At 43.6% G+C, this 17,995-nt stretch carries 21 protein-coding genes; 7 read left to right on the top strand and 14 right to left on the bottom strand.

The genetic code is table 11. The features are described from left to right. The first annotated feature begins 22 nt into the window (after positions 1-22). The 5 genes from LHL20_RS06110 (at position 23) to LHL20_RS06130 (ending at position 5,542) form a co-directional block, all read left to right on the top strand. A complete protein-coding gene (locus LHL20_RS06110; protein WP_226432656.1) occupies positions 23-1,681 on the top strand; it encodes an alanine/glycine:cation symporter family protein in 1,659 nt (552 codons plus the stop codon). A gap of 209 nt (positions 1,682-1,890) precedes the next feature. Beyond that, positions 1,891-2,217, top strand: a complete 327-nt coding sequence (locus LHL20_RS06115; protein WP_159626028.1) for a zinc-ribbon domain-containing protein — start codon at positions 1,891-1,893, stop codon at positions 2,215-2,217. Continuing rightward, positions 2,218-2,511: a YeaC family protein gene (locus LHL20_RS06120; protein WP_159626026.1), complete on the top strand. Its 294-nt coding sequence runs from the start codon at positions 2,218-2,220 to the stop codon at positions 2,509-2,511. Beyond that, the gene (locus LHL20_RS06125; RefSeq protein ID WP_226432657.1) at positions 2,501-5,326 is read left to right on the top strand and encodes a DUF349 domain-containing protein; all 2,826 of its coding nucleotides are present in this window, start codon (positions 2,501-2,503) and stop codon (positions 5,324-5,326) included. The genes LHL20_RS06120 and LHL20_RS06125 overlap by 11 nt, the downstream gene beginning before the upstream one ends. Then, positions 5,327-5,542 (top strand): hypothetical protein, encoded by a 216-nt coding sequence (locus LHL20_RS06130; RefSeq protein WP_202261786.1) that lies wholly within the window; start codon positions 5,327-5,329, stop codon positions 5,540-5,542. Between the two features lie 67 nt (positions 5,543-5,609). On the opposite strand, the gene LHL20_RS06135 is transcribed toward LHL20_RS06130, so the two are convergent. Both LHL20_RS06135 and LHL20_RS06140 read right to left on the bottom strand, forming a co-directional pair. Continuing rightward, a complete protein-coding gene (locus LHL20_RS06135; RefSeq protein ID WP_014949833.1) occupies positions 5,610-5,804 on the bottom strand; it encodes a hypothetical protein in 195 nt (64 codons plus the stop codon). 33 nt (positions 5,805-5,837) lie between these two features. Then, a complete protein-coding gene (locus tag LHL20_RS06140) occupies positions 5,838-6,014 on the bottom strand; it encodes a DUF1328 domain-containing protein (protein ID WP_159626020.1) in 177 nt (58 codons plus the stop codon). A 235-nt stretch (positions 6,015-6,249) separates the two neighbouring features. Between LHL20_RS06140 and yfbR the strand changes: the two genes are divergently transcribed. Then, a complete protein-coding gene (yfbR, locus tag LHL20_RS06145; RefSeq protein ID WP_159626018.1) occupies positions 6,250-6,897 on the top strand; it encodes a 5'-deoxynucleotidase in 648 nt (215 codons plus the stop codon). A gap of 72 nt (positions 6,898-6,969) precedes the next feature. Here yfbR and LHL20_RS06150 read toward each other — a convergent pair whose 3' ends face one another. The 10 genes from LHL20_RS06150 to LHL20_RS06195 form a co-directional block, all read right to left on the bottom strand. Continuing rightward, positions 6,970-7,614 carry a phosphoribosyl-AMP cyclohydrolase gene (locus LHL20_RS06150; protein WP_226432658.1) on the bottom strand — a complete coding sequence of 215 codons (645 nt, stop codon included), beginning with the start codon at positions 7,612-7,614 and terminating at the stop codon, positions 6,970-6,972. Between the two features lie 250 nt (positions 7,615-7,864). Then, on the bottom strand, positions 7,865-8,443 hold the full coding sequence (locus LHL20_RS06155) for a CC0125/CC1285 family lipoprotein (protein WP_226432659.1): 579 nt from the start codon (positions 8,441-8,443) through the stop codon (positions 7,865-7,867). A 30-nt stretch (positions 8,444-8,473) separates the two neighbouring features. Beyond that, a complete protein-coding gene (locus tag LHL20_RS06160; RefSeq protein WP_202261783.1) occupies positions 8,474-8,731 on the bottom strand; it encodes a hypothetical protein in 258 nt (85 codons plus the stop codon). 62 nt (positions 8,732-8,793) lie between these two features. Next, on the bottom strand, positions 8,794-9,306 hold the full coding sequence (locus LHL20_RS06165; RefSeq protein WP_226432660.1) for a hypothetical protein: 513 nt from the start codon (positions 9,304-9,306) through the stop codon (positions 8,794-8,796). 2 nt (positions 9,307-9,308) lie between these two features. Beyond that, positions 9,309-9,647, bottom strand: a complete 339-nt coding sequence (locus tag LHL20_RS06170; RefSeq protein ID WP_159626010.1) for a DUF883 domain-containing protein — start codon at positions 9,645-9,647, stop codon at positions 9,309-9,311. Positions 9,648-9,893: 246 nt separating this feature from the next. Then, positions 9,894-11,954: a response regulator gene (locus LHL20_RS06175; RefSeq protein WP_226432661.1), complete on the bottom strand. Its 2,061-nt coding sequence runs from the start codon at positions 11,952-11,954 to the stop codon at positions 9,894-9,896. Positions 11,955-11,965: 11 nt separating this feature from the next. Continuing rightward, positions 11,966-12,418, bottom strand: a complete 453-nt coding sequence (locus tag LHL20_RS06180; RefSeq protein WP_226432662.1) for a response regulator — start codon at positions 12,416-12,418, stop codon at positions 11,966-11,968. Continuing rightward, complete coding sequence (locus LHL20_RS06185; RefSeq protein WP_226432663.1) at positions 12,408-13,919, bottom strand: sensor histidine kinase; 1,512 nt, start codon at positions 13,917-13,919, stop codon at positions 12,408-12,410. The genes LHL20_RS06180 and LHL20_RS06185 overlap by 11 nt, the downstream gene beginning before the upstream one ends. Before the next feature lie 4 nt (positions 13,920-13,923). After that, positions 13,924-14,148 (bottom strand): hypothetical protein, encoded by a 225-nt coding sequence (locus LHL20_RS06190; RefSeq protein ID WP_226432664.1) that lies wholly within the window; start codon positions 14,146-14,148, stop codon positions 13,924-13,926. Between the two features lie 30 nt (positions 14,149-14,178). Next, on the bottom strand, positions 14,179-15,510 hold the full coding sequence (locus tag LHL20_RS06195) for a sigma-54-dependent transcriptional regulator (protein ID WP_226432665.1): 1,332 nt from the start codon (positions 15,508-15,510) through the stop codon (positions 14,179-14,181). A 447-nt stretch (positions 15,511-15,957) separates the two neighbouring features. Between LHL20_RS06195 and LHL20_RS06200 the strand changes: the two genes are divergently transcribed. Beyond that, positions 15,958-16,563 (top strand): exopolysaccharide biosynthesis protein, encoded by a 606-nt coding sequence (locus tag LHL20_RS06200; RefSeq protein ID WP_226432666.1) that lies wholly within the window; start codon positions 15,958-15,960, stop codon positions 16,561-16,563. Positions 16,564-16,656: 93 nt separating this feature from the next. Here LHL20_RS06200 and LHL20_RS06205 read toward each other — a convergent pair whose 3' ends face one another. Then, positions 16,657-17,571 (bottom strand): LysR family transcriptional regulator, encoded by a 915-nt coding sequence (locus LHL20_RS06205; RefSeq protein ID WP_159626002.1) that lies wholly within the window; start codon positions 17,569-17,571, stop codon positions 16,657-16,659. A 65-nt stretch (positions 17,572-17,636) separates the two neighbouring features. Then, positions 17,637-17,984: a rhodanese-like domain-containing protein gene (locus LHL20_RS06210; RefSeq protein WP_202261775.1), complete on the bottom strand. Its 348-nt coding sequence runs from the start codon at positions 17,982-17,984 to the stop codon at positions 17,637-17,639. Positions 17,985-17,995 lie beyond the last annotated feature (11 nt).

Below are 17,995 nucleotides of genomic sequence, written 5' to 3' on the forward strand. Positions count from 1 at the left end.
ATAATAAAAAAGGGGAAGTACCTTGGAAGGGTTATACGGTTTTCTAACGATGTTAGATGGCTTTCTAGGAGGCGCGTTTTGGTTTCCTTACGTGCTATTAGGCGTCGGTCTATTTTTCACTGTCTATCTTAAGTTTCCACAAATTCGTTTCTTCAAGCACGCGTGGCAAGTTGTTACGGGTAAATTCGACAAAGAGAGCGATCCAGGTGACACCACGCATTTTCGTGCGCTAACCACGGCATTATCAGGCACGGTAGGAACCGGTAATATTTCTGGCGTAGCTTTCGCTATCTTTTTAGGTGGCCCAGCAGCATTATTCTGGATGTGGGTTACTGCATTTTTAGGTATGACGACCAAATTTGTTGAGGTTACGCTTTCCCATAAATATCGTGTGAAAACAGAAGATGGCACTATGGCTGGTGGCCCTATGTATTACATGGACCGTCGCTTAAACATGAAATGGCTAGCGGTTGCATTTGCCATCGCTACGGTTGTTAGCTCTTTTGGTACGGGTAACCTTCCTCAAAGTAATGGTATTGCGCAAAGTATTGAGGCGACATTTGGATTTGAGCCTTGGATGGTAGGGAGCGTGCTAGGTATTCTACTGGCGCTCGTTATTCTTGGTGGTATTCAGCGTATTGCCGCGTTTACCGCGCGAGTTGTGCCAGTGATGGCAGTGATTTACCTAATTGGTGCGCTGGCCGTTATCTTAGCGAATTTAGAAAATATCGGTCCTTCATTCGCAAGTGTAATTGGTGATGCGTTTACTGGGTCCGCAGCTGCGGGTGGCTTTTTAGGTGCGTCTCTAGCTTATGCATTTAATCGTGGTGTAAACCGTGGTCTGTTTTCTAACGAAGCGGGTCAGGGTTCAGCGCCAATTGCTCACGCAGCCGCAAAAACCAAAGAGCCAGCCTCTGAAGGTATGGTGTCGTTGCTTGAGCCTTTCATCGATACGATTTTGATTTGTACTGTGACGGGCCTTGTTATTTTGTCTTCTGGCGTGTGGAAAGAAAAACACGAGAATGTCTTTGACCGCTCGGATATGTTCTTTGTAGCGGGTCAGTATGATGACACCAAGCAGGCCGATGTCGATAAGCTATACGGTTACCTTAATGAAGTTGAGGGCAATGCAGTAGAAGCTTATACGGGGTCAATTACCGTAGTTAATGGCACAGCAGTAAGCGATGGCTTTACGTTGCTAAATTCTCGTTCAGTTGCTGAAGATGTAAAATATTCTGTCGGTAGTGAAGATCTTTTCACGGGTACGTTGAAGATTGTCGATGGAAAGCCAGTTAAAGAAAACTTAGAAGTAAGCGGTAAGTCTCTGGTACATTCTGCTGCGTTGACTACTATCGCGTTTACCCGCGGTTTCTTTGGCGATTTTGGGCAGTACATTGTGTCAATCGGCTTAATGTTGTTTGCGTTCTCAACGGCTATTGCTTGGTCTTATTACGGTGATCGTGCTATGACTTACCTACTAGGGCCGCGTTCAGTTATGCCATATCGCGTCATTTATGTTGCCGGTTTCGTTTGGGCAGCGTTCTCTGATACTACCCTTGTGTGGGCGTTGTCTGCTGTTGCCATTGTGGTAATGACCCTACCGAACCTTTTTGGCATTATGCTACTGTGCAAAGAAATGAAAGAAACGGTAAACGATTACTGGAGCAGACATAAGAAGTAGATTGTCTATACAGTAAAGGGCATTAGCCCTTGCTAAATGCGTGTTCAAGCCTTCGATTCTGTTGTGCTTAACACGCATTTTTTGTTTTTAAAACGGTGTAATCGACTTCATTGTTGCCATTAAGTTAAGTATGATACCCGTCCGCGTAAAAACGAAGAGTGCTAGGCACAACGCGTTTATCTCTCGCACCTAACAAACAGGAGCAACATATGGCATTAGTTGACTGTCCTTCATGTAATAAGAAAACGTCTGATAAGGCGAAAACATGTCCTCAGTGTGGTTTTAAGATTGGTGATGCAACGTCTGAAGATATAGAGCGCAAACAAAGCTTACAGCGATTTCAGAAGTTACAAAGCATTCAAAACCAGTCGCTACTTGCAATGTTAATTTTTGTAGCGAGTTTCGGTTTTATGTATTGGGGTGGAACCCGCCCTGGTGATCTGCAACACAACCTAGCAATTTTAGGTGCGGTAGTGGGCTTTGTATGGTACCTCGTTAACCGCGCACGTATTGTTTACATTAAGCGTTTTTCCTAAATGAATATAGATGCATTATTAGCCAGCATGACGCCTGAGATTTTCGAGCGTTTGCGCAGTGCCGTTGAAACTGGAAAGTGGCCTGATGGCACGCCACTAAGTGAAGAGCAAAAGGCAAGCAGCATGCAAGCTGTCATGCTTTACCAGTCAAAAGTTGAGAAGTCTTCTGAGCATATGACCGTAGGTGAGAGTGGTGAAATTGTCCATAAAAGTAAGTCGGACTTTAAGCGCTCTTTAAATGAACCTCAAGATGATAAAAATACTATAGCGCGGTTTAAACAGGATGATATTTAGTCGACTATTTGCGCCTGCACATGCAAGCTCAAAGCCTGAGAAAAGGATTCAGGCCATCGAAAGCCTTTCACCAGAAAAGGCAACAGAGAAAACAATTCTTCATGAGTTGGCATTTAACGATGATAATGCCGACGTAAGTTTAGCAGCGCTTAACAAGCTAAATGTGTTTGCACTTTGGCTGAAAATGTCGCAAATCGCTAGAGCACCAAAGGTAAAGCGAGTTTGTGAGCAAAAAGTGAACGACGCTATTTTGGGGCAAAGTGACATCGCCCTTCGAGCTGATGAAAAGGCCAGTTTCCTTACAGAGTCAGCCAATAGCGAACTTATTATTCAGATTGTACAGCGCGATCCCAGTTTGTTAGATGATGATGAATTGTCTAAACAACTGATGACTAAAATCAGTAAGCCTTCGTTCACGCAGTTCGTGTTTTCAAACACGAGCAGCGAAGCACTTCGCCAACATATCGTTAACGAAGAATCTGATGTAAATGTGCTTCAAAAACTAACCAAGAAAGTTCACGACGAATCCATACGAGCGCACATAGATGCACGTATAGACGCTATCAGATTGGCTGATCAAAAACCTGTAGAGCTAAAAAAGCAGCTCACATTATGCTTGTCCAAATATCAGGCGTTACTGGATAAACCTGATGTGCAATTTGTTATTGAACAACAGGCACATTTGGAGAGTGAGCTCAAAGGCCTCATGTTTCAATGTGATGTGCTTGATACCCAAGACAAAGCGTTATTTGAAGAAAAGCAGGCACGCATTGCAGAGCAAGTCGAGCGCTATCTAGCGCGAATACGTCCAGCATGGGAAGAACAGCAAAAAGCGTTAGAGATAGCCAATACAAAAGCGTTATGTGACCAACAACTTGACTACGCCACGCAGCAAGTGAATTGGCTTTTCCAAGAGCGTTTATGTGATGCGACGTTAGCTGATGTGGCGACCGTAAACGAGAGCGTTCGTGGACTTGAGGCAACCATTGAGCAATTGGGACACCTAATGGAGGGCGGTATTAGCGATAATCGCCTTCGTGCATACAGTGATGTTGTTGCTGTGCTCAATGAAAAGCTCGATAGCTTTTCAATGCAACAGCAATATGGACAAAAATTGCTAGTCCGCTTGCAAAGTTTAGAGGAACTTGCTTCGAAGATAGATGCACAAGACGGTGACGTTGAATCGACAATCTTGAGTGAGTTTAATGAAGCCAAACAAGGCTATAACGAAGTAAAAAGTACGCTTATACAACTGCCAAACACGTTTGCACAGCGTTTTAATACAGCGAATAAACGGGTAAACGCCAAGGCGAAAGCGTTTAAAGCAAAACAGGCATCGTCGATCAATGCCATTAAAAAGCAGCTAACACTTATCGATAACTTGATAGCGCAAGGCAAGTTTCGCGTTGCTATGGCAAAGTTCAACAAGTTAAAAGTGAGTTTTGAAGCGTTGTCAGAAAGTGCAAAGGTGTCATTGGAGAAGCGTTATCAAAAAACCTGTGAAGATGTCTCTCGTTTAGCTGGTTGGCAAGATTACCTAGCAGCACCTAGAAAGCCCGCTTTGGTTGAAGAAGCGAAAGCACTGGCTGAGTCACCTGCCGAGAACATCAAAGCCCGCAGTGATGCAATTAAGTATCTTCGCCAGCAATGGTTGTCGCTTACCAGCATTCAGAGCGAAAACAGTGAAGATGATACGCTTCAGCAAGCGTTTGATATTGCGCTAGAGCAAGCATTTGAACCGTGTCGTGCATACTATGCAGAGCTTGATGCGAAGCGCAGTGAAGCACTAGAAACACGCCAACGTATAATTGAAGCGGCACAAGCGCTTGACGTTGAAATGCCAGCAGCGGAGCTTGCCAAAGCGTATGACAAATTATCAAAGCAGTGGCATTCGGCAGGACAAGTTGAGCGTACTGTGTATGAAAACCTAAAACACGAATGGAAAGCAGTTTCCTCAGTGTTGGTTGACAAGATCAACGCGTGGCAGCGCGATAATCAACAGCAAAAGCGCACGCTAATTTCAAGTGTAAAGATGTTGTTGGACAATGAAGACATGGCTAATGCAGCGACTGAAGCGCAACAACTTCAGGCTCAGTGGAAGCAAGTAGGTCATGCGGGTAAACGCGAAGAGAGTAGGCTCTGGGCTGAGTTTAAAGCGGTTAATGATGCGGTTTTTGAAAAGTTGAAAGCACAGCGACAATCACAAAGCAGTGCGTTTGATAAACAAGTCAGCGAATTGGATGCAGCCATTGCTGTAATTGACATCCACGCCCATGACTTTGACGAGAGAATTCATGCGTTGTCAGAAAGTGCGCAGTCGCTGCCTAAAGCGCTGCGTAGTAAGCTAGAAAAGAAGATCGCGCGCCTTGAGACTAATCGCGACGAAGCAGAGCTAAATAAGCAAGAGCAAATGCTCAAGCAAAAAGTGAATGCACTTGTCTCACTGGTACAATCGAAAGTGACTGATTTAAGTGAAGATGAAGCGTCACTTAAAGCCACGTTAGGTAAGCGATGGACTTCCCTATTAGAACACTCTACCCAAGTGGATGACACAGCGAACACTTTGCATGACAGGCAGTGGCTTACTGTTGCGTTAGAAGTGAGTACAGATATGCCTAGCCCTGAACAAGATGCCTCTATACGTTCGAGTGTACAGCTTCAGATGATGACAGCAAAACTTGAACAAGGTGTGTCTTCAACGGCGTCCGACATTTTAGCCGATTGGTTAACGGTGGCGACGATAACCGAATCAGATAAACCGTTTATACAACGATTAAGTGCTGTGCTGAATGCGCATCCAGAGGTGCTGGCATAAATGGAAAATACGGTAGAGTTTGAATTCGAAAGCGAAATGTCAGCGTACCGATTTCTCAATACTGTAAAGCATATCGATGCTGAAGGGTTAAAAGTGAAATTTGGTCGCAGCGATCACCACGTGAGTGTTAAGTATCGCTATATACTCGGGCAGTTTGATATTACGTTAAGCACCTTAGATGATCTCGCACGAGAATTAGGCGGTCAGGAAGTGTAGTGAAAGCTTGCTTTACAGACAGAAACAAAAAAGCCAGACAATGTCTGGCTTTTTCATCGGTGATTGTCTAGCAATCTTTATCTTCAGCGTCTACGCCTTCTTTCACATCTTCACAAGCGTCTTCTACTGCGTTACCAGCATCAGTAACGATTTCGTCTAGCTCTTCCCCTGCGTCTTCTGCTTCACCATCACCACATGCGGCGAGTGAAAGAGCAAAAGCTGAAGCAACTAGTACCTTTGACAAATTTTTAAATGAAAACATATCCTTTCTCCTTTTCCTTGAAATAAATCTTATCTAGACCTTAGGCGATCGACCACGTAGCGCATTTGCGATAAGTGAAATTACTAGCAGCGCGATAAACACAAAGAATAGAAACTGTGCGATACCTGTTGCTGCACCTGCGATGCCTCCAAAGCCAAAAACTGCTGCAATAATGGCGATAATAAAAAATGTAATTGCCCAACCTAACATAGCTAAATCCTCTTATTGCTTCCGTTACATTCACAATAGGTAATGCTAACTTTGTGCCTCTTTGCTATCTATATGTTTTATATGTAAAAACTTGAATTTTTATTTTTTTAAGTACGTGTTGTTGTCTCCAAAGCTATTCGGCTTTACAGTATTTTTTGCACTTTTTACACAGCTCACTTAACGTAGTAGTTTTACAGGTGAACGTGGTAATAATAATCACGACAAGGAGCGCGCTATGGCAAATACACATTCAGCTTTTATTGGTTTGATGCAACGAGCGAAAAATGTAAAGCGTTGGCCGTTAATGGCGCAATTCCAAGACGAGATGCTTTCTACCCACATTTACGAGGCATCTGTCGTTGCGCATATGTTGGGCGCGATTGCGTGTGATGTGTTTGGTGAAGACATAAATCCTGATCGCGTGGCGGCGATGGCGATTTTTCATGAGGGAAGCGAAATTGCAGGAATGAGTGATATACCAAGCCCCGTCAAGTATCATGATCCAGAAACTACAGCGGCAATAAAAAAGCTCGAGCGCCGTTTTGAAGCAATGTTAATAAAAACGTTACCCGAAGCATTACAGGCTAGATACACACCGCTAATTGAGCAAGACAAGGACGATGAGCATGTTGTACTTGCAAAAGCCGCTGATGTGCTTTGTGCTTATCTTAAATGTGATTATGAACTTGCAAAATCGAACTGTGAATTTTCCAATGCCATGCAAGAAATGGAAGTACAGTTAAAGGGCTATAGAGATCGGTTAAAAGCAGTAGATTACTTTTGCCAAATCTTCTTAGAAGATGCTAAGGGCACGCTCGACGAACAGACCAAAGATCTTGAGTGGATTGAACGGGCGAATACACTACATTTAGACAGTAATTAGCGCTGTTTTTTGTTACTGCTGGAACACCGCTATTTCACGATGTTCCAGCGGTTGCAGTGCATCATGCTCAGATTAATTTGAAGCGGGGTTGTAGGGTAGAGACGATTGGTGAGCAACGATACGCAAATCACCATCGCTGTCTTTCACATAAGCAAAGGTATACTCTACCTTAGTCTCACCGCCAGAGGTGTCAGTAAAAAAATAATTGCCCATGGCTACTGCCATACGACAGCTATTATTGATGATGCCCACATTATCAAACTTAACATTGGTATAGGGCTTAATTGCAAAACCTTTGTCTTCAGCATATGCATCGTTACCCCCAACAAAGTAAGAGAGTGCTGCGTCGAAACTAGAGCGGAACTGATCATTAGCTGCCAAAGTAGGTTTAAATAGCACGCTGCTTAGATCGTATCCGTACATGTCTTGAATAAAATCAGCGGCCTCTAGGGCATAATCCCCGTTGTTTGAATATACGCTACCGATCCTAACAATACCGTTGCCCCACATTTTTTGTGCATTAACGACTTCTCTTTCCGTAATACACTCATCCGAATAGAGAAGCGCATTATCTATTGCCTTTGCTTGTAAGGTCGCATTTTTGTTTACGTTGGAATCAGCTAGCTGCGTCTTAGCCACCGCACTGCATCCCATTGTCACGCATACTGTTGTCATTACCAAAGCTATTTTCGTAAATTGTGTTGATAGTGTTTTCATCGCTGGACTCCTTAAGTCTGCAAATACGTAAAACCTAATTCACTACCAACTCTTTAAGAAAGGAAGAACCGTAGTGACATGCTTTAAGGATATACAGCGTTGATGACATGCGCTTTCATGCAAGATTAAAAGCAGATTAACAGCGCATGAACCCACTTTTAGCTAGAACCTGTTAATAAGTGATAAAAAAGCGCGATTTCACAAGTGAAACGCGCTTTACAACATAAGAAATTGGCTTAATTTAACGGTGCTAGTTTTTCGGTTTGAGAGGCTTTGCAAGTAGCTCAGATACACTTAATGCGTTTTTGTGAAGCTCATTGGGACTATTTGCCATTTCTATAGTAATTGTATAGTAGATGTTATTTATCTGTGTCTTCACTACGTCGTTGGACGTTGCGCCAGCCATGGGCTGGGCGACGTTGTCACAGCCAGACATAGTGCATTGTTTGTCATTTGGTAAGACTACAGGTTTATCATTAGTAGCCACAATTTCTCTTGCGAGAACTGGTTTTTTGTCAACGTTAGTTTTTTGTACTGCAAGGAATGTAAACCCTTCTTGCTGTGCTATTTCTGCCGCGCGATGTAAGGCGTATTGCTGAACCAAGTCTGCCGGGGTTTTGTCTGTTGCTTTAAATCGCACTTGATAGGTATTGCCTGAAATCTTCTCACTTGAATAGCCATAGCCGCCCTTAGTTGTCGAAGCTTTATAAGGGGTAGGAGCTGCAACTGGCGTTGATGAGCATGCTGCGAGTCCTCCCAATACAAAAACGCTCGCGCAAAGTGCGCAGGCTCGCTTGGTGAAATTACGTTTTCTAGTAATATTACTCATCAGACAAATTCCTTGTACTTCGTGCTGATTTTATTGAAATAGCGATAGTAGCGCCGTGCGGCTGATCGCCATAAGTGCTTGATTTCGTCTTGCTTTAGGTTTTGCATCGCTGGCGCCTTTGTATGCGCCAACACCCGCGATACCTATGATCGTTTCGGGTTTACCCATTAACAGTTTACATTGCCTCTTCGCTTGGGTAAGTGCAACCTCGGCATTGTGTTTTTGTACAAAGTAAGTATGTTCCTTTTCGGCAATTTCGCGAATATTTGACTTGATAAAAACATTCATTTTTCACTCCTTTCTATAGTTAAGCAGTTTATTCGGCCTTTTGTGCTCGCAGCACCAAAACATTACTTAGTGCCTACTACTCGCTCTAAAAGCTTTATAACACGAGAAAAGCTCAGGTAACCGTAGGCGTTCTTTGCTAAGCGAAATAGGCCCCAGGCGGTGACCGCATTAAGCAGCAGCAAAATAAGAGAACTGGCAATAAAGTGAATGCCGAGTTCGTGAAAAATAGCAGCCAGTGCAATGTTGAATATGAGCCAACAAACGGTTCCTACAGCAAATGCAGAAAGTGCGGCAAAAACAGTGACAAAAAACGACTTTTTAACGAGTACGAGTTCGCTGTTGACAAGTTCACAAAAAGCAAAGTATTGAGACTTTTTCTGATTCAGGGCGTTTTGCAATGATTCGAAAACATCGTTAAACGTAGGGTCAGGGTAGGGCTGTTTAATTCTTTCATCAGTTTCCGTCTCCTCATCTTCAGCGAAAAAGAGCGTGCTCGCTCTCGGAGCAGTTAACTGGTATGGATTTGCCGGACTCAATATAAATTGAGCCCGGCGGAAGTCAGGTGCAGTGCCCATGACTATTTTTTGCGTAGTAGAGACGTTACTAGCATGCCTGCGGCAAATGCAATACCCGCAGTTGCTACTGGGTTTTCAATCGCATATGCACGGACCTTAGACGCATGCCATTTTTTCTCTGCAAGGCGTTTTCGCGCAGACATATTTTCAGCAGAAGACGCTGCGGTCTTGCGAATATTCTCTTCAGCGATACCTGCGCTGTCAGCTAATTTATCTACCGACGCATGTAGTGTCGCTTGTAGACTATCTGTCACCGGATGTGCAGGCTCTTTAATGCCATTTGTCTGCGCTGCACCGTTTGATTTACCTGCATGAGAGCGAGTAGATGTTTGCGTAGCCATAATATTCTCCTTAAATTTTATGGGTTCACAGTAGGTGCTGCAACGCTTGTACCAAGCTTTGCAAGTCTTTAAGCTTTTGAATTGTATGGGTTATATTTTTTTATTCGGGGCGGGGAGAGCGTCGCTTTGAAACAGTCACACAGTTTCGTTTCATATCTCTGTAATATTTTCTCACTCTATAACGGCCCGCCAAGCATGAATAAAAACGGGCTCTAATGTTCTACTTTTATCTCCATTAGCATCTTTTTACTTCAATACTGAAGCGAGGTCATCTTTTGTCACTGGTTTTAACAGTGCACTGTCAATGCCTATTGATTTCATACGGTCCTCATTAGCTTCATGACCGCTGACAATGGTGATTGTCGCCTCTGGTACTGCTTTTTTAATTAACCCAGCTAATTCATAGCCGTCATAATCTGGAAGTGTCAGGTCCATCAATACATGGTCAAACTGCTTATCGTCGATTAATTGCAGCGCATCAGCCCCGCAGTATTCTACGTGAACTTGATTTCCCAAGTGAGTTAGGAAGAGTTGGAGTAACTCAGCTGCATCTTCGTCGTCTTCAATAACAAGAACACTTTTCCCTTTATCGCTTACTTCTTCTTGCTTTGATGGCGATGATTTAATTGGCGCTTTAGAGCGCTCAGTGAAGCGAACATCTTCAGGCGCATAAGGTTTTTTCATTGGCATGTTACTGACATGCTTCTCTACATTAGAAAAGGTATCTGGATGGCTACCTGACAGGTACTTACCTAAAAGCTTAGCTAACGCGAGCTTATCGATAGGTTTACCGATAACATCATTAAAGCCTTCTTCTATTAGTGAGTCTCTAAGTCCTTTACGACTAGCCGCTGTTACTGCAACCACTGGTAGCTTTTGACCGTGGCGTCGTAGCGCATGCAATGCTTCAATGCCATTCATTACCGGCATGTGTATATCCATCAGAACCAAGTCAAATGGCGTGTCACTTTCATCGGCTTGAAGTACAGCTTCTAGCGCTTTAACACCATTTTCAGCGAAACTAATATCTGCTTGAGACTGACTAACCAGGTGCCCTGTAAGTCGGCGTATTTCTCGCAAATCATCAACAATGAGTACACGTCCGCTAAGTTGTAAATTGATATGTCCTGATTCAACAGGTGCTATTTGCCCTAATATCAGTTCGACTTTCGGTTGTAATGAGATATCGCCTGGGTTTATATCAAACGTAAAGGTGCTGCCTTCTCCTAGCTTAGAGCTAACGGCAATGTCACCACCTAGTTTAGTGACCAGCTCCTTACAGATAGCTAACCCAAGCCCCGCGCCACCGTGATTCGCTCTCATCACATCTTCAATTTGCTCAAATGGCTGGAAGATATTTCTAAGCTTATCTGGTGGCATGCCTATTCCCGTATCTGCAACCGAGAAACGCAGCTTAGCGTTTGATTGTGCATCGCTTTCGTCTAACGAAACAGTCAGCGTAATACTCCCTTTATCAGTAAACTTAACTGCATTAGAGATTAGGTTTAGCAATACTTGACGCAGACGGGTAGGGTCAGTTCTTATAAATTCTGGGACACGGGTATTTGCAATGAGGTTAAGGCTAACGCCTTTGTCTTTGGCGCTAAGACCCATCAGGGAATGAATGTCAGTAAGAAATGCCGTTAAGTTGACATCTTTTACGTTCAGCTCCAACTTATCCGCCATGATGCGCGACATGTCCAACAGATCGTTTAACAAACTGAGTAGGTGTTTGCCGTTGGAATGAATAATCGAGAGTTCTTGTTGTATCCCTTGATTTTTTGCGTCGTCTATCAGCAATTCTGTGTAACCAAGGATAGACGTGAGCGGAGTGCGCAACTCGTGGCCTAGATGAGCCAAAAACTTGTCTTTCGCTTTGTTCTTTTGCTCAATTTTATTGCGTTCAAGACGCTCGTTTTCAATATCTCTACGCACCATAGCATAGCGAATAGTGCGCATAAATCGCGGAGTTTCAATTTCAGACTTCTGTAAATAGTCAGCAGCCCCTGCACGCATGACCATTTCGTCAACGGCGGCATCTGACTGGCCAGTTAATATAACAACGGGCAAATTAATTTGATTAGATTTTAACGCGCCAAGTACATCAATGGCATTTTCCACACCTAGTAGGTAGTCTAACAAGCACAAATCGAAACTGTGAGTCTTGAGCACGTCAAGCGCATCAGCGCTGTTCGTCACCCAAGTTAACTCAAACTTAGGCGACTCACAATTTGCTAGATAATCAGAGGTTAAGAAGTAATCATCTTCGTCATCCTCAACTAACAGTATTTTTATAACCTCTGCCATCTAGAACCTCTTTACTCGTGTGGCAACTCTACAAACTCTATCCAGTAACGTCCTAGCGCTCGCATCAATTCTACAAGGCCTTCGAAGTTAACTGGCTTAGTGATATATGATGCACAGCCCAAGTCATACCCTCTTAACATGTCTTCTTCTTCTTTCGACGTGGTAAGAATAACAACTGGAATACTGCGCAATTTAGGGTCGTTCTTTAACTCTTGCAGCGCTTCGCGACCATCTTTTCTTGGCATATTTAAATCAAGTAAGATTAAAGAGGGGCGAGGTGCTGCCGCAGGGTCAGTATATTTTCCTTCGTGTCTTAGAAACTCTAAAAGCTCAACACCGTCTTCAACACAAAAAAGGTTATTTAAAACGCGGCTTTCTTTTAGTGCATCAACTGTTAGTAGGCGATCGTCCTCGTCGTCATCAGCCATAAGAATATTTATTGGTTGGGTCTGTTTACGCGTCATTGTGCTTTTCTCCGTTATTATTAGAGCCAAAAGGCTCGCTGTCTTTTGGTACTAGAATGGTGAATGTAGCTCCTTCTCCTTGTACGCTCTGTGCGGTAATTTGGCCGTTATGTCTTTCTACTATGCGTCGACATACCGCTAAACCAATACCCGTCCCTTTATATTCAGTTCTTCCGTGTAAGCGCTGAAATGGCGCGAATATTTTTTCAGCAAACGACTGGTCAAAACCAATGCCATTGTCAGCGACCTTAATCTTCACCCAGTCAAACTCATCAGACATGACAATGTCGGCCAGCTCTGCTTCATCAGGCACTGAGCACGTCACGTTTACCTCAGGCGCTACGCCTTCGGGCTGAAATTTGAGTGCGTTGGAAATTAAATTCAAAAATAATTGTTCTATCTGAGTTCGGTCGCCGCGAATGATTGGCAAATGGTCCATATTGACCTTTGCTGACTTCTCATCAATGGCAATTTCCAAATCACTTAGCACGCTGCTAAGTGCCTTATTTAAATCAACGTCGCCAAAGTCTTTGCCTCTTGTCGACACACGCGAAAATGCCAGTAAGTCTGAAATGAGCATAGACATTCGCTCTGCTGCGTTTAGCATCCGAGCGAGAAAATCTTTACCTCTTTCGTCAATAACATCGGCGTATCCCGACTCTAACCGATTGCCGAATGCGCGAATTTTACGCAAAGGTTCTTGTAAATCGTGAGAGGCCACAAACGCGAAGTCTTCAAGCTCTCTATTACTGCGCGCCAATTCATCTGAATACATGCTGAGCTCTTGTGTGCGCGCCTCAATGCGAGACTCCAACTGCTCGTTGATATTTTCTAAGTCCTCTTGATACTTTTCGTGCTCACGAGTATTGATTTTAAGTAGGAGAAACACTGTAATGATTAACAAGAGCGTGGTTGCTGATGAAATTATCAGTGTATTGACTGAGTCTCTGCGTAAACTCATCAAATTTGCTAAATGCGTACCCTGCATGTCTCGTTCAGAGTCATCGATTTGCCTAAACAAGGCTTCAAAGCGTTTGTAGAGCTTAAAGCCTTTATCACTATTAACGAGCGCCAGTGCTTGGGTGTTGGCACCGGACTTAGTCAATTCAACCGCTTCAATCATTTCATTGATTTTTAGTCGTGTAAGCTCAAGAAGTTCTGATATACGTGCAGGTTGTTCTTCAATATCGGATGAGAAGGCACTAACCTCAACCTCATCAATAAGTTCGGTTAACACACTCAATGTTTCGGTGTAATCGGTTAGATAGTCTTCATTGTCCGTTAGCATATAGCCACGTTGGCCGGATTCCACTCGCAGAACGGCAACGTGTAATCTGTTAACGGCATTTATCACTCTGTTGGTAGTAAATAAGCGAGCTTCAAGTGCTGACAAGTCATTTAGCGTACTAACCACGTAAAACGAGTTTGCGGTCATCACAACAATCACAAGTACAACGATAATAATCCAACTGTACAAGGATGAGAGTAATTTGGTGATCATCCATTTATTCCGAAATGTTCACACTCATCGCTGAAGTAAGTTCAGCAAGAGTGTGACTGCAGTCTTTCGCACTGCTTATAATTTTATCTAACGCGGCTAGCGCTTTTTCTGGCGGCACTTCGCCATTAAGTGCCATTTTTACAAGCTCTGCTTGCATAGAAATACGATTTAAGGGTTTACGCGCATCGTGTACGAAAACACTAAGTTGAGAAAACTCGTCATTAGTCATACTGATTACCCCTTGGCAACGGTTAATGCTCTAATCATCTTTGCTTAAGTCGCCGTAGGCGTGTAAACGGTTGTACAACGTTTTAGTACTGATCCCTAGCATTTCTGCTGCCATGGTTTTGTTGCCGTTTACTTTATCGAGCGTCGCATAAATCAACTCTTTTTCAACGTCTTCAATTGTCCGTCCTGCTTGCAGTGCTGGTGTAGTGCTTTGCTTTTGTGCAAAAGGTGACTCTATGGTTTTTGGCAGTTCTATGTTTTGCTTTTCCGGGTCACTCATGATGGCGGCACGGTGAACAAAATGGCGTAATTCTCGAACATTGCCTGGCCAATCGTAGGCTTGAAGCGTATCTAATTGAGACTCTTCCCATTTAAAATTGGCACCATTGTCTTTGTTAAACTCTTCGATAAAGGTTTTAGCTAGCAACGGGATATCTTCTTTGCGCTCTCGTAATGGTGGAATAGTGATAGGAAATACGGCAAGTCTGAAGTAAATATCTTCGCGCAGCACCTTACTTTGGGCAATTTCTTCCATTGTTCGATTTGTCGCTGAAACAACCCTACAATTTACTGGGATAGTTTTTGTTCCACCCACGCGAATGACAACCTTATTTTCTAACACTCGCAACAAGTTAGGCTGCATATCAATTGGCATTTCAGTGATTTCATCGAGAAATAATGTTCCGCCTTCTGCTTGTTCAAACACGCCTTCCTTTCGACCGACTGCGCCAGTAAAGGCGCCTTTCTCGTGCCCGAACAACTCGCTTCCAATCAGTTCCTTTGAAAATGCACCGCAGTTGGTAGCAATATAAGGCCCCTCACTTTCTGAAGCGCGATGTATGGCGGCTGCAACCACTTCTTTACCTACACCACTTTCACCTAATAGCATTACGTTTGCACTGGTTTTACTCACTCGAGAGATCAGTTTGTACAGTTCCTTCATAACTGGCGACTCACCAATTAGAAGGTCAAAATGCTTCTCTATTTTATCTTCTGGTTTTACTTGAGCTTTGGGTTTTTGGCTTAGAACTGCTTCTATTTCTTCGCGCTGAATGGGTTTGACGAGATAATCGATATTTGGGCCGCACAACCCTTTGATCACACCTTTAACAGAAGGGTGGCCGGTGATTAGCGTTACGCGTGGACGCTTCGGCAACGCGTCAAGTTCATTAAACAAGTGTGCGCCGCTGCCGTCGGGCAGCATAAAGTCGAGCAGAATGTGGTCGAAGGTTTCTTTTTCTAACCAACTGCGCGCCTCTTCGAGCGTAGCAGCAGTCAGTACTTCGTGACCAAGAAATTCAATTATCGTACATGCCACTTCAGTAAATTCAGCGTCATCATCAACGAGTAAGATAGTTAGCACTTGGATGTCCTTCTCTTTTTATTCCATACATAAAAATTATGGAATAATATCAACAAATTATTCTTATCATACGCTAACACAATCCGGTGGGTTAACGTATTTTATATTTAGCTTTTGACACTCTTGCCTAGCGAAAGAAAGGTAATATAAACCACTTTTTTGCCATGATTTTACGATTGCTTGGTGCCAAAACGCGCTAGGCTCTAGTTTTATTGTAGGCACTATTAGCCAGTATTACCTTTAGCAATTAGCAATTACCATTCCTACTGTTGTACGAAAGAGTAAATTAAGCAAATGGCATATTTTTCGCACAATTAATTCAAATGTTAATGAGTACCTGTTCAAAGGATGCAATGAGATAAATACTCGAAAAGGGGAGACGGTAGTGTCTTAAATGTCTCATCTAGTGCCATTTTACAGGTGTGACTATACTCAAAGGAATTGAATATGTGGGCGAAAACAGCAGTAAGATCAATGACGTTGTACGAGATGCTTGGAAAAATGCAGCCTCGTCGCAAACAAGACGTTTTTGAGTTTGGCGAATTTTGGGACGTGATGGAAAAGCGTGGATTCGGTCCAATGCTTGCGCTGCCATCTTTTATCGCGTGTACACCTATTGGCGCCATCCCCGGTGTCCCGTCAATCGCAGGTGTGACAATCTTACTCATCTCTTTGCAAATTTTACTTGGTCGGCGTCACCCATGGTTACCACAAAAAGTAATGGAGCTAGAGTGTGAGGCAGATCAATTGCGCGTTATTGTTGAAAAAGTAAAACCGTATGCCGTCAGAGTAGATAGATTCCTAGTTCCTCGGTGCTTTTTTATGCGTCAGACCGTTTTCCGCTCGCTAATTGCTTTATGCTGCGTAGGTTGTGGTTTAGTAATGATTCCTCTGGAACTCATTCCATTTATGGGGCTAATACCTGCATTTGCGGTATTTATAATGGCAATTGGTATGGCCGCAGATGACGGCGCGGTGGCCCTTATTGGTGTATCAATATCGCTATTTGGTTTCGTTTTGGGCGGCGAGCAGCTCTCTGCTATCATCGCATAGTGACTCAAGCGTGCCATACATACGTACGTTCATCTATTCAGTAATAAACCTAGAAGTCGCTAAATCGTGGTTATTGGTCGCCAGCTGGTATATTCATGTGTCGTGAATGAAATCACTAGATGGAAGATTCATGGTCTGATAACGAAGTTCACCCATAAATGCCCTTGCTGCGGGGCCTAGCGAGTCACCGTCTTCAAATGACAGGTACAGCAACGCTTTGCGCAGTGCCGCGTTATTGTCTAGGGGGAGGGGTAGCAAGGTTCCGTTGTCCAACTCTTCTTGAATAATAGCGATAGGGAGCCAAGCAAATCCTAAGCCTTGTGCAATGATATCAAGAGACGTTCGAACATGGCCTACAGTCCAGCGTTGCTCGGCACCCAACCAGCCCACATCAGCTTTGCGTTCAGCAGACGAATCTCGAACTACAATTTGTCTGTGTGCTTTTAAATCTTCCAAAGTCAGTGTTCTATTGAGCTGGTGCAGTGGGTGGTCGACATGCGCGACAGCAACAAATTCTATTTCACACAAGTCTTCGCTAAATCCTGTGGGAAAAACAAATGGTGAGATCCCTAAGTCAACTTTGCCATCATTAAGCAGTGCATTTGCGCCACTTAACACAGTTTCTTCAATCTCAATTCTGAGCAAAGGAAATTCAGCTGATACCTTCGCTAGCACGTTATACAAGAGCTCAGAAGGGAAGATAATGTCAACCGCAATACGCAATGTTGTTTCAGTACCCGATTGCAGACTACTGGCAACTGCTTCAAGTTTTTGCGCTTCATTCAGTAAAAACGAGGCGCGGCGATACATGAGTTCGCCCTGAGGGGACAGTTTGACCTTTCTTCCTTCATTTTCAAACAGCACAACACCTATGGCGTTTTCTAGTTTTTGTACGGCATGGTGCACACTAGACTGGCTCTTGTGTACTTCTGCTGCAGCTTGGTTAAACCCTCCGGCATCAACCACTGCTTTGAACATGCGCCATTGCTCTAACGTTGACTTAAGCATGAGTGACCTTTTTTCAATTTGCTATTATCGCACTACATTAATGGGTCTTATAGCACAGCCTTAAATCAAATGTCAGCTTGGTTGATGTCTGTGATAGGGCATGTCACAACACTCACATTCTCATAACCAATATTAATTAGTTGCTCTGCTGCCAGCTTAGCGCGCATACCCGATGCACAATGAAGATATATTGGTGTTGACGCTTCTTTTACTTGTTCTAGCATTTTCATTTCAAGCACGCCTCGAGGAATATTGATGGCAGCTGAAACTGGCTGGCTGCTGACTTCGCCGGGTTCCCTCACATCTATCAATAGTCCTTTGTTTTGTTGTATTTCTTGCGAAGCTTGTTGTGCAGTGACCATTCTTAAGTCGTATTCAATGTTCTCAATACGTGATTTCAAATCTATTAGCATGTTGATTCCTT

Origin of the sequence: Alteromonas sp. McT4-15, from assembly GCF_020515205.1 — a bacterium.
Taxonomy (GTDB): domain Bacteria; phylum Pseudomonadota; class Gammaproteobacteria; order Enterobacterales; family Alteromonadaceae; genus Alteromonas.

What these genes read in the sequence shown, in the direction of transcription:
- LHL20_RS06115 (WP_159626028.1), top strand. Translation starts at nt 1,891, where the DNA reads ATGGCATTAGTTGACTGTCCTTCATGTAATAAGAAAACGTCTGATAAG.
- LHL20_RS06120 (WP_159626026.1), top strand. Translation starts at nt 2,218, where the DNA reads ATGAATATAGATGCATTATTAGCCAGCATGACGCCTGAGATTTTCGAG.
- LHL20_RS06125 (WP_226432657.1), top strand. Translation starts at nt 2,501, where the DNA reads ATGATATTTAGTCGACTATTTGCGCCTGCACATGCAAGCTCAAAGCCT.
- LHL20_RS06130 (WP_202261786.1), top strand. Translation starts at nt 5,327, where the DNA reads ATGGAAAATACGGTAGAGTTTGAATTCGAAAGCGAAATGTCAGCGTAC.
- LHL20_RS06135 (WP_014949833.1), bottom strand. Translation starts at nt 5,804, where the DNA reads ATGTTTTCATTTAAAAATTTGTCAAAGGTACTAGTTGCTTCAGCTTTT.
- LHL20_RS06140 (WP_159626020.1), bottom strand. Translation starts at nt 6,014, where the DNA reads ATGTTAGGTTGGGCAATTACATTTTTTATTATCGCCATTATTGCAGCA.
- yfbR (WP_159626018.1), top strand. Translation starts at nt 6,250, where the DNA reads ATGGCAAATACACATTCAGCTTTTATTGGTTTGATGCAACGAGCGAAA.
- LHL20_RS06150 (WP_226432658.1), bottom strand. Translation starts at nt 7,614, where the DNA reads ATGAAAACACTATCAACACAATTTACGAAAATAGCTTTGGTAATGACA.
- LHL20_RS06155 (WP_226432659.1), bottom strand. Translation starts at nt 8,443, where the DNA reads ATGAGTAATATTACTAGAAAACGTAATTTCACCAAGCGAGCCTGCGCA.
- LHL20_RS06160 (WP_202261783.1), bottom strand. Translation starts at nt 8,731, where the DNA reads ATGAATGTTTTTATCAAGTCAAATATTCGCGAAATTGCCGAAAAGGAA.
- LHL20_RS06165 (WP_226432660.1), bottom strand. Translation starts at nt 9,306, where the DNA reads ATGGGCACTGCACCTGACTTCCGCCGGGCTCAATTTATATTGAGTCCG.
- LHL20_RS06170 (WP_159626010.1), bottom strand. Translation starts at nt 9,647, where the DNA reads ATGGCTACGCAAACATCTACTCGCTCTCATGCAGGTAAATCAAACGGT.
- LHL20_RS06175 (WP_226432661.1), bottom strand. Translation starts at nt 11,954, where the DNA reads ATGGCAGAGGTTATAAAAATACTGTTAGTTGAGGATGACGAAGATGAT.
- LHL20_RS06180 (WP_226432662.1), bottom strand. Translation starts at nt 12,418, where the DNA reads ATGACGCGTAAACAGACCCAACCAATAAATATTCTTATGGCTGATGAC.
- LHL20_RS06185 (WP_226432663.1), bottom strand. Translation starts at nt 13,919, where the DNA reads ATGATCACCAAATTACTCTCATCCTTGTACAGTTGGATTATTATCGTT.
- LHL20_RS06190 (WP_226432664.1), bottom strand. Translation starts at nt 14,148, where the DNA reads ATGACTAATGACGAGTTTTCTCAACTTAGTGTTTTCGTACACGATGCG.
- LHL20_RS06200 (WP_226432666.1), top strand. Translation starts at nt 15,958, where the DNA reads ATGTGGGCGAAAACAGCAGTAAGATCAATGACGTTGTACGAGATGCTT.
- LHL20_RS06205 (WP_159626002.1), bottom strand. Translation starts at nt 17,571, where the DNA reads ATGCTTAAGTCAACGTTAGAGCAATGGCGCATGTTCAAAGCAGTGGTT.
- LHL20_RS06210 (WP_202261775.1), bottom strand. Translation starts at nt 17,984, where the DNA reads ATGCTAATAGATTTGAAATCACGTATTGAGAACATTGAATACGACTTA.